Below are 14903 nucleotides of genomic sequence, written 5' to 3' on the forward strand. Positions count from 1 at the left end.
GGGGGGGGGGGGCGTGGAGCGGCCGCGCGGTTCGCCGCCCTGGCCTCCTCGGACACGCGTGCGGCCATCGGAGCGTCGAACGCGGCGGACGAGGACACGACGACGGCGCCGCCGCCCTGCGCGTACAGCACGTCGATCGCCGCCCGCAGGACGTGGAAGGTCCCGTCGAGGTTCACCGAGACGATGCGCCGCCAGGTGGCGTCGGTGACGAGCCGGAACACGTCGAGCGGCTGATCGGAGCCCCACGCCCGCCTCAGGTGGGCCTTGGCCTCGGGGTCGTCGACGCCGACCGCGTGCACGACGAGGTCCACGCGCCCGTGGTGCTCGCGAGCCGTGGCGAGGAGGTCGGCGATCGAGCCGGGGTCCGCGACGTCGACCCGGTGCGCGGCCGCGCGGCAGCGGGGCGGCGACCCCTCCTGCCGCCTGGAGGTCGAGGTCCGCGACCACCACGTGGTCGGCCCTGTCGGCGTGCAGCCGCCGCACGGTGGCCGCGCCGATGCCGGAGCCCCCGCCCGTCACGATCGCGACGCGCCCGGCGAACCGGCCGGGCACCGGCGAGGTGCGCGGCTCGGTCGCCGGGGGCGTGGTGGTCAGGACAGCCGCTCGAGGACGAGCGCCATCCCCTGGCCGCCGCCGACGCACATCGTGATCAGGCCGGTGGTCCGGTCGTGCTGCTCGAGGCTGTTCAGCATCGTGTTCTGCAGGCGGGCGCCCGTCATGCCGAACGGGTGACCGACGGCGATGGCGCCGCCGTTGACGTTGAGGCGGTCGATGTCGATGCCCAGGTCCTGGTAGGAGGGGACGACCTGCGCCGCGAACGCCTCGTTGATCTCGACCAGGTCGATGTCGCCGATGCTCATGCCGGCGTGGGCGAGCGCGTTCCGCGTCGCCTCGACCGGGCCGAGACCCATGATCTCGGGGGACAGCCCGGAGACACCGGTGGCCACGATGCGGGCGAGCGGGGTGATCCCGAGCTCGGCGGCCCTCGTGTCGGACATGATCACCACCGCCGCGGCGCCGTCGTTCAAGGCGCAGCAGTTGCCGGCCGTGACCACCCCGTCGGGTCGGAAGACGGGCTGCAGCGCGGAGAGCCCCTCGATCGTGACTCCCGCCCGCGGGCCGTCGTCCGCCGTCACGACGCTTCCGTCCGGCGTGGTGACGGGGGTGATCTCACGCGCCCAGAAGCCGTTGAGCGTCGCCTTCTCGGCCAGGTTCTGCGACCGCACGGCGAACTCGTCCAGCTCGCGGCGGCTCAGGCCGCGGGACTTGGCGACGTTCTCCGCGGTCAGGCCCATGCCGATCAGGGCGTCCGGCAGCTCGCCGCGCTCCCTGGGGTCCTGCCAGTCGGGTGCGGAGACCTGCTCCTGCGTACGCGCCCGCGCCTCGTCGAAGGCGGGGTTCCACGTGCTGGGGTCGTCGCTCGTGCCGCGCGGGGCGCGCGAGACCATCTCGACGCCGGAGGCGATGAACGTGTGTCCCTCGCCCGCCCGGATGGCGTGGAACGCCATCCGGGTCGACTGCACGGAGGACGCGCAGTACCGCGTCACGGTGGAACCGGGCACCGGGTCGAGGCCCATGAGGACGTTCACCATCCGCGCCATGTTGTGGCCGGACTCGCCGCCGGGCAGGCCGCACCCCAGGTAGTGGTCATCGATCGCCGTCGGATCGAGCTCCGGGACCTTGTCCAGCGCGGCCCGGACGATGGTGGCCGCGAGGTCGTCCGGGCGCAGGTCCTTGAGGGACCCCTTGTGCGCGCGACCGATGGCGGAACGAGCTGTGGAGACGATGACTGCTTCGGGCATTGGGGGTCCTCCAGGGTCGGACGGCTGGGCGGCTCAGTCGAAGGTCAGGGCGGGCGTGCGGGCGATCAGCAGCCGACGCAGCCGGCCGTCGACCACCTGGGCGGTCGCGTTGAAGCTGGCTGCGAACGCACCGTCGAGGGTGGTCTTGCCGAGCACCTGCTCGATGCCGGCCTCCTGCGTGCCCTGCAGGATCACGTGCACGAACGTGCTCCTCGCGCGCTGGGCCAGGTAGGCGACGAGACCGTCGCGGTCGCCGACGAACTCCACCGCCGCGCCGGGCGCGGAGGCGAAGAGGATCGACATGGCGAAGTCGTCCGAGATCAGGTCGAGCACGCGATCGGGCTCGTCGGAGTCGAGGTGGGCGAACCACCGGGTCAGGAACGGGGTCGCGCCGGTGGTCACGGTGCCTCCTGGAGAAGGGACAGCTCCGGGTCGAACGACACCTGGTAGCGGTCGATGAGACCGTCGCGCACGCGGACCGCCGCCAGGAAGCTCCCGGTCGTGGCGCCGTCCTGGGTGACCTCGCCGTAGACGAACTCGAGATCGCCGTCCACCCCGGTCCGCAGGGGGTGGTGCGCGCGGTCCACGTCGCCGCGCCCGGACAGGTAGTCGATCAGCTCGCCGCTGGTCGACCCACGGCTCGCGCCCGCGGGGAGGTGGATGGCGAAGGTGACGTCGGGGGCCAGTGCCGCTGCGGCGAGCGAGAAGTCCCCGGCGTCCACGGCCGCGTAGTAGCGCGTGAGGTGGTTGGCTTCGAACATGAACTGAATCTAGTTCAGGTTCGCGACTGCGTCCAGCCTCGCAGGGATTGCCGTCGCGCCACGGGCGGCCTACGCTGAACCGATCTCAATTCAGTTTAGGAGCGTCCATGACTTCCACCGACCCGCTTCCTCCTCTCTGGCCAGACTCCGATCCCTCCGTCCTCGCGCCGGTGGCGGAGCACGAGGACCTGCGCGCGGTGGTGCGCGGGGTGCTGACCAAGCACGCAGACGCCGAGCAGGTGCGGGCGGCCGCCGAGTCGGGCGCCGGGCCGACCGAGGTGTGGCGTCTCCTGACGTCGGAGCTCGACCTCGTCGCCATCGCGGTGCCCGAGGATCGGGGCGGTGCCGGCTTCGGTGTCCGCGAGCTGGTGGTCGTGCTCGAGGAGACCGGGGCTGCGCTGGTCGTCGATCCGGTCCTCTCGTCCGCGGTCCTGGGCACGAGGGCGCTGGTCCTCGCGCCGGCGGACGTCTCGGGCGGCCTGCTGGAGGCGGCGCTGACGGGCGAGGCCCTGCTGACGGTGAGCCTGCAGTCGCCCGGTGGGCTCGTGCTCGGGAGCGACGGCACCGTGGATGGCGACCTGTCGCGGGTCCTGCACGGTGAGCACGCCACCCACGTCGTCGCATCGGCCGCCGGCCCGGACGGCCCGGTCCTCGTGGCCGTCGACATCCGTGGCGCCGAGGTGCGCCCGGTCCAGCAGGTCGACCCGACCCGACGGCTGGTCGACATCGGGCTCGCCGCGGCGCCGGCGACCGTCCTGGTCGACCATCGCGGTCACGCCGACGCGTTCGGGCAGCTCGCGTCGCTCACGGCTCTCGCGGTCGCGGCGGAGCACACGGGCATGGTGGACCGGCTGCTCGACATGACCGTGGAGTACGTCGGCACGCGGCAGCAGTTCGGTCGCCCGGTGGGGTCGTTCCAGGCGATCAAGCACCGGCTCGCCGACGTGCTCGTGGCGCGCGAGCGCTGTCGCTCGGCGGTGCGGTACGCCGCCGCGTCCTACGACCTCGATCCGCGGGCCGCGGCGCCGGCCGCCGAGGTGGCTGCGGTCGTCGCCGCCGATGCCGTCGTGACCACGGCGCACGAGGCGATCCAGCTGCACGGCGGCATCGGCTTCACCTGGGAGCACCCGGCGCACCTCTACCTGCGTCGAGCCCTCGGGGACGAGGGGCAGTTCGGCGGGGCGCGGGACCACCGGTCTCGCCTGGCAGAGCTGCTGGCCCTGTAGCAACCTGAATTTAGTTCAGTTCAAGTATTGACCCCCGGAATGCGCCAGCACATACTGAAGTGAATCCGGTTCACCACGAAGGAAGGCCTGCTGTGATCGACACCGACCACGTCCTGCTCGAGAAGGACGGACCCATCGCCCGCGTGTGGCTCAACAGGCCGCACAAGAAGAACGCGGTGACCGTCGAGCTGCTCCACCGCCTCGACGAGATCATCAAGGAGGTCGACGAGGACCCCGAGCTCCTCGTCCTCGTCCTCCGGGGCAAGGGCAACACCTTCTGCTCCGGGTTCGACCTCGACGAGCTCCTCGCCAACTACGTGGGCAACACCATGGCGATGGAGGTGGCGGTGCTCTCGGCGCAGGTCTGCGACCGCCTCTACCAGATGAACACCCCGTCGGTCGCCGTCCTCGAGGGCTACGTGACCGCGGGTGGCTTCGAGCTGATGATCTCGTGCGACTTCGCCGTCGCAGCGGACGACGCCAAGATCGGCGACTTCCACATCCGTCGTGCCCTCTTCGGCGGCGCCGGCCCGATCTACCGCCTCCCGCGCATGATCGGCCTGCGCAAGACCAAGGAGCTGATGCTGACGGGCAAGCTCCTGTCGGGGCAGGAGGCCAAGGACTTCGACCTCATCAACGACTCCTCCCCGGCCGACCAGCTCGACCAGCTCGTCGAGGACTTCGTGGCGCCCATCATCGACAAGAGCCCGTTCACGATGCGCCTGACCAAGATGACGATCAACCAGGGGCTCGACGCCGACGTGCGGTCGCTGATGGTCATGGAGCACCTCGCCGTCGGCAACGCGCTGCAGTCCGAGGACGCGAAGGAGGGCGTCCAGGCCTTCCTGGGCAAGCGCGAGCCCAAGTGGACGGGCCGCTGACCGCGACCCGCCGTCACCGCTGACGCCCCAGCCCCCCGCTCGCGAGGAGAACCATGTCGACCACCCAGGCTCCGGCCCCGACCTTGACCGGCAGTCGCTGCTCGGAGTGCTCGAACGTCGCCTACCCGGCGGCGGTCGGCTGCCAGCGCTGCGGCGCGGCGGCCATGGTCGATCTCCCCCTGTCCGCGGGCGGGAGGGTCTGGGGGTGGACCGTGCAGCGGTTCCCGCCCAAGTCGCCGCCGTACGTGGCGCCGGCGGAGGGCTTCACTCCCTTCGCCGTCGGCTACGTCGAGCTGCCCGAGGGGGTCAAGGTGCAGGGGATCCTCGACCCCGGTCCTGAGGCCTTCTCGGCCCTCACCGGCGCGCAGGTGCGTCTCGTCTCCACCTCGCCCGTGCCTCGTTTCGCACTCGAGGTCACGACGGGGGTGAGGTCGTGAGCGGGGTCTCGATCATCGGCGCCGGCCTCTCGCGGTTCGGGCGGCAACCCGGCGTGACCGGCCGGCAGATGGCGCTCGAGGCCGTACGTGCCGCGGTCGCCGACGCCGGCGTCTCGTGGCCGGACGTGCAGGTCGCCTTCGGGGGGAGCGACGGCTCCGGCCTGGCCGACACTCTCGTCGGCGACCTCGGCCTGACCGGCATCCAGTTCACCAACGTCAAGAACGGGTGCGCCACCGGTGGCAGCGCGCTCGTCTCGGCCATCGACGCGATCGAGTCCGGGCGCGCCGACATCGCGGTGGCGGTCGGTTTCGACAAGCACCCCCGGGGTGCGTTCGATCCGCGGCCGGAGGACTGGGGACTGCCGGCCGGTTACGGCGAGGCCGGCCTCATGGTGACGACGCAGTTCTTCGCGATCAAGATCGCGCGGTACATGGAGCGCTACGGGATCACGGCGCCGACACTCGCGAAGGTGGCCGCCAAGGCCTACCGCAACGGCGCGCTCAATCCCAACGCATGGCGACGCGAGGCGATGGCCGAGGAGGTCATCGCGACCGCCGACATGGTCAACGACCCGCTCACGCGCTACATGTTCTGCTCCCCTGGCGAGGGTGGCGCTGCGATCGTGCTCGCCAGCGAGGCAGCCGTGCGCCGTCTGGGCGGGCGACCGGTCCGCGTCCTCGCCGCGGCCTCCCGCACCCGCGGGTTCGGTTCCTTCGAGGTGTTCGCCCCCGCGGTCCAGGGCTCGGGCGACCCGACGAGCGTGAGCACCGACGCGGCACGCGCGGTCTTCGAGCTCGCCGGGGTGGCGCCGTCCGACATCGACGTCGCCCAGCTCCAGGACACCGAGAGCGGGGCGGAGGTCATGCACCTCGCCGAGTGCGGCTTCTGCGAGCACGGCGAGCAGGAGAAGTGGATCGCCGAGGGCCGTACCGAGATCGGCGGCGCCCTGCCCGTCAACACCGACGGCGGCTGCATCGCCAACGGGGAGCCCATCGGGGCCTCCGGCCTCCGCCAGGTGCACGAGATCGTCACCCAGCTGCGCGGCGAGGCCGGGGATCGGCAGGTCCGTGGCGCCCCGCGCCTCGGCTTCACCCACGTCTACGGCGCGCCCGGCATCAGCGCGTGCACCGTGCTCGGCGTCTGAGCGCCGCGGAGAGGAACCCGTGCCCGACCTTCCCGACTTCGACACCTTCGTCGCCGAGGCTCGCGCCTGGCTGGCCTCCGTCGCCTCGCCGCGTACGGAGAGGCCTTGGGGCGAGGGCAGCGACTCCGTCGCCGTCTTCGAGAACTGGACCCTCGAGCAGGAACGCGAGGAGACCGAGAGGATCCGCGCGTACGAGCGCGCCCGCTTCGATGCCGGCTGGGGACCGCTCACGTGGTCCGAGGCCCACGGCGGCCGTGACCTGCCGGCCTCGTACGCCATCGCCTTCCGCAACCTCGAGGAGCAGTTCGACGTGCCCCGGCGCACCGAGATGTTCCCGGTGACCCAACAGCTCGTCGCCCCCACGGTGCTGCAGTGGGGCACGCCCGAGCAGCGTGACCGGTACCTCCGCGCGATGCTGCGCACCGACGTCATCGCCTGTCAGCTGTTCTCCGAGACCGAGGCCGGTTCGGACCTGGCGGCGGTGCGCACCCGCGCCACCCGTGACGGTAACTCGTGGCGCATCGACGGGCACAAGGTGTGGACCTCCGGCGCGTCCGTCGCCGACGTCGGGGTGGCGGTGTGCCGGACCGACCCGACGTCGACGAAGCACGCCGGACTCACAGTCTTCCTCGTGCCGATGGACGCCCCGGGCGTCACCGTGCGCCCGATCCGGCAGATGACCGGCGGCGCCTCCTTCAACGAGGTCTACCTCGACGGCGTCGTCGTCGGTGACGAGCAGCGTCTGGGGCCGGAGAACCTGGGCTGGAAGGTGGCGCTGACGGTGCTGGCGGCCGAGCGGCTCGACTCGGGTGGTCTCGGCCTGGACAACGCCGACCGTGCAGTCGAGCTGGCGCGCCACCGCGCACGTCCGCTGGACGCCTACGAGCGTGACCGTGTCGCGGACCTCGTGACGCGGGCGTACGTCCAGCGTCTGACCGGTATCAGGGTCGCCGCGGCCGTCGTCGCGGGTCAGGACCCGGGGGCCGAGGCCTCCGTCGGAAAGCTGCTGGCGACCGACACCATGGCGCGCACCTCGGAGGTGGCGCGGATGCTGCTGGGAGGCGACCTGACGGTCGACTCGGGCCGCTGGGGCGAGTACGCCTGGCTCGAGCACGTCCTCGGGGCACCCGGCTACCGCATCGCCGGCGGCACGGACGAGATCCAGCGCAACATCCTCGCCGAGCGGGTGCTCGGCCTTCCGCGCGAGCCCTCGAGGAGCGGATCATGAGCAGAACCGCGAGCGAGCACGCGGCACTGCTCGGGCCCCGGGTCGCGCAGGTCCTCTGCGCCGAGAACTCGGGGCTGGAGGTGGGCGCGCTCGAGGTGCTGCCCGGCGGACACTCCGGCCTCACCTACCGGGTCGACACCTCCGACGGGCCGCTCGTGGTCAAGGCCGTCCCTCCGGGCCAGCGTGCCGTCGGGCGTCACGACATGCTGCGTCAGGCCCGCATCCTGCAGGCGCTGGCGCCGACGGCGGTGCTCGTGCCCGAGGTGCGCGCGGTCGACGACTCGGGACCGGCGTGGTTCGCGATGGACCTGGTCGCCGGTGAGTCCCTCGAGCCGGTGCTGGACGACCCGGCCGTCCCGGCGGAGCTCGCGGCGATCCGCATGGCGCACGCCGCCCGCATGTTGCCCGCGCTGCACGAGGTCCCGGTCTCGGAGGTCCCGGCCGAGGGCGCGCCCCTCACGCCCGCCGAGGAGCTGGACCGGTGGTCCCGCACGATGGATGCGGTCCCTGCCGAGCTGGTCCCCGACGGCGCCCGGCTGCGCGACCGGCTGGCTGCCTCGGTGCCGACCGCGGTCGCCTCGGTGCTCGTGCACGGCGACTACCGCCTCGGCAACATGCTCAGCCAGGGCGAGTACCCGGTGGCGCTCATCGACTGGGAGATCTGGAACCTCGGGGACCCGCGCGTGGAGCTCGGTTGGTTCCTCGTCTTCGCCGACGGCTCGAACTTCCCGGGCGTCGGCCGAGAGGTCGCCGGCCTCCCCACGGAGGAGGAGCTGCTCACGCTCGCCGCGGGCGGCAGGGAGCTGCCGGACCAGCAGTGGTTCAACGCGCTGGGCCGGTTCAAGATGGCCGCGATCATGGGCCACAACCTCCGCCGCCACCGCGAGGGTCGGCACCACGATCCCGCCCAGGAGCAGCTGCCGGCCACGATCTCGCGACTGATCGAGACAGGGCTCGAGCGCCTCCTCTGAGCTGCGCACCGAGTCGGACCAAACCAGGAAGGTTGAGAAGTGGACTTCGATCACAGCTCCCGCACGACGGCGCTGCTCGGGACCGTGCGCTCGTTCATGGACGAGCACGTGCTCCCCGCCGAGGCCGTGTACGACGCGCAGATCTCCGGTGCGAGCAACCCCCACGAGCAGCCTCAGGTCATGCGCGACCTGCAGGTCACAGCGCGCGAGCGGGGCGTGTGGAACCTCTTCATGACCCACGGCGGCCGCGGTGCGGGGCTGACCAACCTGGAGTACGCCCCCCTCGCCGAGGAGCTGGGTCGCTCGATGATCGGCAACGAGGCAGCGAACTGCTCCGCGCCCGACACGGGCAACATGGAGATCCTGTCGCTCTACGGCACGCCGGAGCAGCAGGAACAGTGGCTCGATCCCCTGCTGCGCTGCGAGATCCGCTCCGCGTTCGCGATGACCGAGCCGGACGTCGCGAGCTCCGACGCGCGCAACATCACCTCCACGATCCGGCGCGACGGGGACGAGTACGTCCTCAACGGCCGCAAGTGGTACACCTCCGGGATCCTCGACCCGGACTGCCGCCTCGTGATCTTCATGGGCAAGTCGGACCCTGACGGCCCCACGTACCGCCAGCAGAGCATGATCCTCGTCCCGGCTGATGCCCCCGGGATCGAGGTCGTGCGCGATCTGCCGATGTTCGGCTACCGCGACCGCCTCGGACACGGCGAGGTCCAGTTCACGGACGTCCGCGTGCCCGCGTCCAACATGCTCGGCGAGGAGGGCGACGGGTTCGCGATCGCGCAGGGCCGCCTGGGGCCCGGGCGCATGCACTACGCGATGCGGGCCATCGGCATGGCCGAGCGGGCGCTGCAGCTGATGTGCGAGCGGGCCACGTCACGGATCGCGTTCGGCGACCCCCTGGCGCGACGCGGGGTCGTGCGGGAGTGGATCGCACGCAGCCGCATGGAGATCGACCAGATCCGGCTGCTCACCTTCAAGGCCGCCTGGCTGATGGACACCCAGGGCAACGCGGCCGCCCGCTCCGAGGTCGCGGCCATCAAGGTCGCGGCCATGGAGGTGGCCCACCAGGTGGTGGACCGGGCCGTGCAGGTCCACGGGGCCGCGGGGGTCAGTGACGACACCGTCCTGAGCCGGCTCTACGCGATCACCCGGGCGCTCCAGATCGCCGACGGCCCGACCGAGGTCCACCTGCGCACGATGGCGCGCCTCGAGCTCGCCGGCTACAGGACCGAGGGGAGCGACGCATGAGCGGGGTCCTCGACGGCAAGGTCGCGATGGTGACCGGCGCGACCCGGGGCCTGGGGTACGCCATCGCGACGGCGTTGGGGCGCGAGGGCGCCACGATCGTGGTGTCGAGCCGCAAGCTCGACGCGTGCGAGGCGGCCGCCGCCCGGATCGCTGCCGACACCGGTGCGACCGTCCGTCCCCTCCAGCTGCACGTGGGGGACTGGGACGCCATCGAGCCGGCGGTCGACCGTGTCGTCGCCGAGCTCGGCCGGCTCGACGTGCTGGTCAACAACGCCGGGATCGCACCCCTGGCGCCGAGTCTCCTCGAGGTCTCGGAGCCGCTGTGGGAGAAGACGCAGCAGGTCAACGTGAAGGGCCCGTTCCGGCTGATGGCCGTGGCGGGTGACCGGATGGTCCGGGCCGGGGGTGGCTCCATCATCAACATCTCCAGCATCGGTGCGGAGCGCCCCAGCCCGGCGGAGGCCATGTACGCCGCGGCGAAGAACGGTCTGAACGCCCTGACCCGCGCGTTCGCGCAGGAGTACGCCCCCACCGTCCGGGTCAACTGCCTCATGCCGGGCGCTTTCGCCACGGACATGAGCGAGGAGTGGGACGAGGAGTTCCTCGGCCTGGTCACCGGGCGGCTGCCCGCCGGTCGACTGGGTCGGCCGGAAGAGCTGGCGGGGATGGTCGTGCACCTGGCGTCCGACACCGCCGGCTACACGACCGGCGCGCTGATCCCGGTCGACGGCGGCCGGACGGCGGTCTACTGATGGGCGTCGCGCGGGATCTCTTCGACCTCACGGGACGGGCTGCCGTCGTCACCGGGGCGTCGTCCGGGCTGGGCGCGGGCTTCGCGCGGACGCTCGCCGAGGCGGGAGCCACGGTGTACGCCGCGGCGCGGCGCCTCGAGCGGCTGGAGGCCCTCGCGGCCGAGGTGCCCGGGATCGTGCCGGTGGCCTGCGACGTGACCGACGCCGCCGACCGTGCGGCGCTGGTCTCCCACGTCGTCGGGGGATCGGGACGGATCGACGTCCTGGTCAACAACGCGGGGCGCCCGGGCCCGCCCGACGCCACCGACGACACTCCTGAGATCTTCGACTCCGTGATGGGTCTGAACCTCACCGCGGGGTTCCACCTCGCGGTCGCCACGGTCGATGCGCTCGCCGAGGGCGCGACGCTGTCCGTGGTGAACGTGGGCTCCGTGGTGGGCCTCGTGTCGACGGCTCCGGTGGGGGGTGCCAGCTACGCGGCCTCGAAGGCCGGACTGACCGGGTTGTCCCGCGAGCTGGCGGGTCAGTGGGGTCGCAGGGGTGTCCGGGTGAACACGCTGGTGCCCGGCTGGTTCGACACCGAGATGACCGACGGTCTCTTCACCAACGACAAGTCGGCCGCCTGGGTGCGACGCAACACCATGCTGGGCCGGGGCGGCGCCGACGGCGAGGTCGACGGTGCGTTGCTCTTCCTTGCCTCGGACGCCTCCTCCTACGTGACCGGCCAGACCCTGGTCGTGGACGGCGGGTGGACCGCCCGATGAACCCGCCCGAGCTTCCCGACCGCATGCGCGCGGCTCGCCTGACCTCCTGGGGTTCACCGCCGGAGCTCGTCGAGGTCGACCGTCCGGTGCCGACCGGCTCCCAGGTCCTCCTCCGGGTGGACGCGGCCGGGTTGTGCCAGTCCGACCTCCACGTCATGGACGCCCTGCCGGGACAGCTGCCCTACGAGCCGCCCTTCACGCTCGGGCACGAGGTCGCCGGGACCGTGGCGGCCGTCGGCGACGGGGTCGACCCGAGACGGTTGGGTGACCGGGTGGTGGTGCACGGCGTGTGGGGCTGCGGCGATTGCCGCAACTGCGTACGCGGCCGGGAGAGCTACTGCCTGCGCCTGCCCGGCGGGCCGGTGGGTTGCGGTCTCGGCCTCGACGGGGGGCTGGCCGAGTACGTCCTGGTGCCCGAGGAGCGTTTCCTCGTCGACAGCCCCTCGCTGCCCGCCATCGAGGCCGCTCCCCTGACCGATGCAGGGCTCACCGCGTTCCACGCGGTGGACCGCCACCTGCGGCTCGCGGAGGGCGGGACCGTGCTGCTCATCGGCGTCGGGGGCCTGGGCCACCTGGCCCTGCAGATGCTCCGCGCGCAGAGCGTCGCGCTGGTCGTGGCCGTGGACACCCGGCCCGCCGCCCGTGACCTGGCCCTGCGTCTCGGCGCGCATGCGGTCGCCGACTCCGTGGCTGCCGGCGCCGAACGGCTGGCCGGCCTCGGCCGCGGGCCGGGCGTCGACCTCGTGATCGACTTCGTCGGAGCGCCCTCGACGACCTCGGCGGTCCCGGCCGTCCTGGCTCCGGGGGGACGGGTGGTGGTCGTGGGAAGCGGGGGTGGCTCGCTCGAGGCGGCCAAGGGACGCACGCTGCCGAACGGGTGGTCCTTCACGGCCCCGTTCTGGGGTCACCGCGCCGACCTGGAGGCGGTGGTCGGCCTCGCCGAGGCGGGGACGATCTCGTCGAGCACCCGCACCTACCCGCTCGAACGCGTCGGCCAGGCCTTCGACGACCTGCGCTCGGGCCGGATCGACGGCCGGGCGGTCGTCGTGCCCCACGACCCGCAGGCCGGGCGGAGCGCCGGGCCGGCATGAACGAACTTCACCTCAGGAGGAAACGGCGATGAAGCAGCTGGCGGCAACGCTGGTCGAGCGTGCACAGGTCACCCCGGACGCGGTCGCGGTCGTCGACGGCTCGGGGGCCCACACGCTGGGCGAGGTCCTCGCCGCGGCCCACGAGCTCGCCGACTCCCTGGCAGCGGCCTCGGACGGCGCGCCCACGGTGCTCCTCCAGGCGGACAACACGTGGCGCACGCTCGCCGCCTCCGTGGCCGTCGGCCTGCGGGGCGGTCTCGTCACGGTGATGAGCAGCCACGCCACCGCCGGGGAGTACGAGCTCGCCCTCGAGGACATCGTCCCCGACGCCGTCGTGGCGTCGGACGGGACAGCGGCCGCGTGGGGCGTCGACGTCGCGGACCTGTCGGCGGGAGCCCGGGTGCTGGACGGGTGGGCGCTGCACGCGCGGCCCGGACCGACCCGGGGCGTCGAACGGTGGGACGGTGGCGTCGCGATCGCGATGACCTCGGGGTCCACCGGCCGGCCCAAGTGCGTCGTGCAGTCGGAGGAGGCGATCCGTTACGCGGGCCGTTCGACCATCGAGGCGGTCGGGCTGCAGCCGGGTGACCCGGTGGCGGCTCTCGTGCCGCTCTCCTCGGTCGCCGCGTTCTGCTTCGGCCTCTACCTCCCGGCGATGCTGGGTGGGCCGCAGGTGTGCTTGGAGAGGTGGCGTCCCGCGGACGCGCTCGACGTCATGGAGCACAACGCCGTCGCCTGGACCATGCTCGTGCCGACGATGGCCCTGCAGCTCTCCCTCGTGCCGGGCTCGACCGGTCGCTTGTCGTCGCTGAAGGCCATGACGGTCGGTGGCGGGCCGATGAACGCCGACGCCCTGGAGCGGGCCGAGCGGGCCCTCGGGACCCGCTTCCTGCGCGTCTTCGGCATGTCCGAGTGCCTGGGGCACACCACCGCCGCGCCCTCCGACGATGCGACGACCCGCCTCGATCGCGACGGCCGTCCCTTTCCGGGAACGGACGTGCGCGTGGTGGACGAGGCGGGGCGCTCCGTCCCCATCGGCGTCGAGGGTCGGGTGCAGGTGAGCGGGCCGTCGCTGTTCCTCGGGTACGCCCGCAGCGGCAGGCCGCAGGCCCGCGAGCTGACGCCGGACGGCTACCTCGTGACGGGCGACCTCGCGCGGCTCCACGACGACGGATCCCTCTCCATCCTGGGTCGGGAGAAGCAGATCATCATCCGCGGTGGCCGCAACATCGATATCAACGAGGTGGAGTCCGCCCTGGCGGCCCTGCCGCAGGTCGCGCAGGTGTGCGTGGTCCCGGTGCCCGACGAGATGCTGGGGGAACGGGTGGCCGCGCTCGTCGTCACGACGTCGCAGCTCGACCTCGTCACGGTGCAGGAGGCACTCGAGGCGAGCGGGTTCCCGAAGGCCAAGTGGCCGGAGTTCGTGCACGTCGTCGACGACCTCCCGCAGAACCGCGTCGGGAAGCTGAACCGGCCCGAGGCCGTCTCCCTGGCCGTCCGCCTGAGCCTGCAGCTGCGCGAGGCGTAGGGATCCCGCGGGGCGACGGATAAACCTAACTCACTTCAGATACTGTGACGGGATCCCAGGACCGGCGAGGAAGGCAGCGCGGATGAGCACACGAACCCCCACCGCACGCAAGGAGGGACCGCGCTCGAAGCGCGGCGTCATCCTCGAGGCGTCGATCGAACGCTTCGGGCACGACGGGTTCGAGTTCACCAAGTGGGCCTCGATCGCCGACCAGGTCGGCATCGGCCAGACCGCGCTCTACCACTACTTCGAGTCCAAGGCGCACTGCCTGCTCACCATCATGAGCCTCGAGCTCGAGCGGTCGCTGGAGCAGTTCAAGGCGGCCACCTCCGCCGTGGAGGACGACGTGGCCCGTCTCGAGGCCGCGATCGAGAGCGCCTACGGACTCACCGAGCGCGAGGCCCTGTCCGCCCGGATCCTCCTGTCACACATGGACCTCCTCACCACCGCGCGGGTCTCCGAGCGCGAGGAGGTCGAGCGGCAGCGGGCCCGCACGCTCGTGCGTGCCATCGAGGACGAGTGGACGGCTCTCGTCCAGCAGGGGATGGACTCGGGCGCCTTCGCCCCGCGCGACGCACGACAGACCGGGCAGGCCCTGCTCGCCCTCATCATCAGCGTCTGGCGCTGGTACCGACCCGGCGGACGTCAGAGCCTCGCCGACATCTCGCGGTTCATGAGCGGCGCCTGCCTGCGCCTCGTGGGCCCCGACCCCCGATAGGAGAACGCATGTACAACCTCGTCCTGATGGCAGCCCGGCCCGACGACTGGACCCACGACCAGTTCATCGAGTGGTGGCGCGGCGAGCACGCCGAGGTCACGTACGGCCTGCCGGGGCTGCGGCGCTGGCAGCACACGGAGGTCCTCGACGCGTTCGAGGAGCGCTCGCGCGGCTGGGACGGGGTCTCCATCCTGAGCTTCGACGACCGCGCCGCCCTGGACGCCGCGCTCGCCAGCCCGGAGTGGAAGGCCGCCGTCGCCCACGTCGGGAAGATGAAGGGTCGCCGGATCGCCGTGATGGGCGAGGAGCGGACGATGGTCGCGGCCCCCTGAGACATCT

The 14903-nt window shown here is 72.2% G+C and carries 17 protein-coding genes; 13 read left to right on the forward strand and 4 right to left on the reverse strand.

Annotation, left to right across the window (positions count from 1 at the left end):
* The 4 genes from RDV89_RS09275 to RDV89_RS09290 form a co-directional block, all read right to left on the reverse strand.
* The coding region (locus RDV89_RS09275) for an SDR family NAD(P)-dependent oxidoreductase (RefSeq protein WP_315733188.1) at positions 1-353 on the reverse strand (353 nt) is incomplete at its 3' end.
* A 237-nt stretch (positions 354-590) separates the two neighbouring features.
* The gene (locus RDV89_RS09280) at positions 591-1802 is read right to left on the reverse strand and encodes an acetyl-CoA C-acetyltransferase (RefSeq protein WP_315732718.1); all 1212 of its coding nucleotides are present in this window, start codon (positions 1800-1802) and stop codon (positions 591-593) included.
* Between the two features lie 33 nt (positions 1803-1835).
* Positions 1836-2204, reverse strand: coding sequence for a hypothetical protein (locus RDV89_RS09285; protein ID WP_315732720.1), 369 nt, complete (start codon positions 2202-2204; stop codon positions 1836-1838).
* On the reverse strand, positions 2201-2563 hold the full coding sequence (locus RDV89_RS09290; protein WP_315732721.1) for a nuclear transport factor 2 family protein: 363 nt from the start codon (positions 2561-2563) through the stop codon (positions 2201-2203). The genes RDV89_RS09285 and RDV89_RS09290 overlap by 4 nt, the downstream gene beginning before the upstream one ends.
* Positions 2564-2670: 107 nt before the next feature.
* Between RDV89_RS09290 and RDV89_RS09295 the strand changes: the two genes are divergently transcribed.
* From RDV89_RS09295 to RDV89_RS09355, 13 genes are all read left to right on the forward strand, one after another.
* Complete coding sequence (locus RDV89_RS09295) at positions 2671-3789, forward strand: acyl-CoA dehydrogenase family protein (protein WP_315732723.1); 1119 nt, start codon at positions 2671-2673, stop codon at positions 3787-3789.
* A gap of 92 nt (positions 3790-3881) precedes the next feature.
* Entirely contained in the window at positions 3882-4670 is a 789-nt protein-coding gene (locus tag RDV89_RS09300; protein WP_315732724.1) for an enoyl-CoA hydratase/isomerase family protein, read from the forward strand.
* Positions 4671-4723: 53 nt separating this feature from the next.
* The gene (locus tag RDV89_RS09305; RefSeq protein ID WP_315732725.1) at positions 4724-5107 is read left to right on the forward strand and encodes a Zn-ribbon domain-containing OB-fold protein; all 384 of its coding nucleotides are present in this window, start codon (positions 4724-4726) and stop codon (positions 5105-5107) included.
* Complete coding sequence (locus tag RDV89_RS09310; RefSeq protein ID WP_315732726.1) at positions 5104-6252, forward strand: thiolase family protein; 1149 nt, start codon at positions 5104-5106, stop codon at positions 6250-6252. Before RDV89_RS09305 ends, RDV89_RS09310 begins: the two co-directional genes overlap by 4 nt.
* A gap of 19 nt (positions 6253-6271) precedes the next feature.
* On the forward strand, positions 6272-7480 hold the full coding sequence (locus tag RDV89_RS09315; RefSeq protein WP_315732727.1) for an acyl-CoA dehydrogenase family protein: 1209 nt from the start codon (positions 6272-6274) through the stop codon (positions 7478-7480).
* The gene (locus RDV89_RS09320) at positions 7477-8451 is read left to right on the forward strand and encodes a phosphotransferase family protein (RefSeq protein ID WP_315732728.1); all 975 of its coding nucleotides are present in this window, start codon (positions 7477-7479) and stop codon (positions 8449-8451) included. The genes RDV89_RS09315 and RDV89_RS09320 overlap by 4 nt, the downstream gene beginning before the upstream one ends.
* A 39-nt stretch (positions 8452-8490) precedes the next feature.
* Positions 8491-9711, forward strand: a complete 1221-nt coding sequence (locus tag RDV89_RS09325; RefSeq protein ID WP_315732729.1) for an acyl-CoA dehydrogenase family protein — start codon at positions 8491-8493, stop codon at positions 9709-9711.
* Complete coding sequence (locus tag RDV89_RS09330; protein WP_315732730.1) at positions 9708-10463, forward strand: SDR family NAD(P)-dependent oxidoreductase; 756 nt, start codon at positions 9708-9710, stop codon at positions 10461-10463. The genes RDV89_RS09325 and RDV89_RS09330 overlap by 4 nt, the downstream gene beginning before the upstream one ends.
* Positions 10463-11227, forward strand: coding sequence for an SDR family NAD(P)-dependent oxidoreductase (locus RDV89_RS09335; RefSeq protein WP_315732731.1), 765 nt, complete (start codon positions 10463-10465; stop codon positions 11225-11227). Before RDV89_RS09330 ends, RDV89_RS09335 begins: the two co-directional genes overlap by 1 nt.
* A complete protein-coding gene (locus RDV89_RS09340; RefSeq protein WP_315732732.1) occupies positions 11224-12318 on the forward strand; it encodes an NAD(P)-dependent alcohol dehydrogenase in 1095 nt (364 codons plus the stop codon). The genes RDV89_RS09335 and RDV89_RS09340 overlap by 4 nt, the downstream gene beginning before the upstream one ends.
* 28 nt (positions 12319-12346) lie before the next feature.
* Complete coding sequence (locus RDV89_RS09345) at positions 12347-13846, forward strand: class I adenylate-forming enzyme family protein (RefSeq protein WP_315732733.1); 1500 nt, start codon at positions 12347-12349, stop codon at positions 13844-13846.
* 82 nt (positions 13847-13928) lie between these two features.
* A complete protein-coding gene (locus RDV89_RS09350) occupies positions 13929-14564 on the forward strand; it encodes a TetR/AcrR family transcriptional regulator (protein ID WP_315732734.1) in 636 nt (211 codons plus the stop codon).
* 8 nt (positions 14565-14572) lie between these two features.
* Positions 14573-14896, forward strand: coding sequence for an EthD family reductase (locus tag RDV89_RS09355; protein WP_315732735.1), 324 nt, complete (start codon positions 14573-14575; stop codon positions 14894-14896).
* The last annotated feature ends 7 nt before the right edge of the window (positions 14897-14903 follow it).

Source organism: Nocardioides imazamoxiresistens (genome assembly GCF_032378595.1).
GTDB lineage: Bacteria > Actinomycetota > Actinomycetes > Propionibacteriales > Nocardioidaceae > Nocardioides > Nocardioides imazamoxiresistens.

Excerpts from the sequence above, each read along its gene's own strand:
- RDV89_RS09320 (WP_315732728.1), top strand. The coding sequence starts at position 7,477 with ATGAGCAGAACCGCGAGCGAGCACGCGGCACTGCTCGGGCCCCGGGTC.
- RDV89_RS09335 (WP_315732731.1), top strand. The coding sequence starts at position 10,463 with ATGGGCGTCGCGCGGGATCTCTTCGACCTCACGGGACGGGCTGCCGTC.
- RDV89_RS09280 (WP_315732718.1), bottom strand. The coding sequence starts at position 1,802 with ATGCCCGAAGCAGTCATCGTCTCCACAGCTCGTTCCGCCATCGGTCGC.
- RDV89_RS09350 (WP_315732734.1), top strand. The coding sequence starts at position 13,929 with ATGAGCACACGAACCCCCACCGCACGCAAGGAGGGACCGCGCTCGAAG.
- RDV89_RS09330 (WP_315732730.1), top strand. The coding sequence starts at position 9,708 with ATGAGCGGGGTCCTCGACGGCAAGGTCGCGATGGTGACCGGCGCGACC.
- RDV89_RS09345 (WP_315732733.1), top strand. The coding sequence starts at position 12,347 with ATGAAGCAGCTGGCGGCAACGCTGGTCGAGCGTGCACAGGTCACCCCG.
- RDV89_RS09340 (WP_315732732.1), top strand. The coding sequence starts at position 11,224 with ATGAACCCGCCCGAGCTTCCCGACCGCATGCGCGCGGCTCGCCTGACC.
- RDV89_RS09295 (WP_315732723.1), top strand. The coding sequence starts at position 2,671 with ATGACTTCCACCGACCCGCTTCCTCCTCTCTGGCCAGACTCCGATCCC.
- RDV89_RS09290 (WP_315732721.1), bottom strand. The coding sequence starts at position 2,563 with ATGTTCGAAGCCAACCACCTCACGCGCTACTACGCGGCCGTGGACGCC.
- RDV89_RS09305 (WP_315732725.1), top strand. The coding sequence starts at position 4,724 with ATGTCGACCACCCAGGCTCCGGCCCCGACCTTGACCGGCAGTCGCTGC.
- RDV89_RS09355 (WP_315732735.1), top strand. The coding sequence starts at position 14,573 with ATGTACAACCTCGTCCTGATGGCAGCCCGGCCCGACGACTGGACCCAC.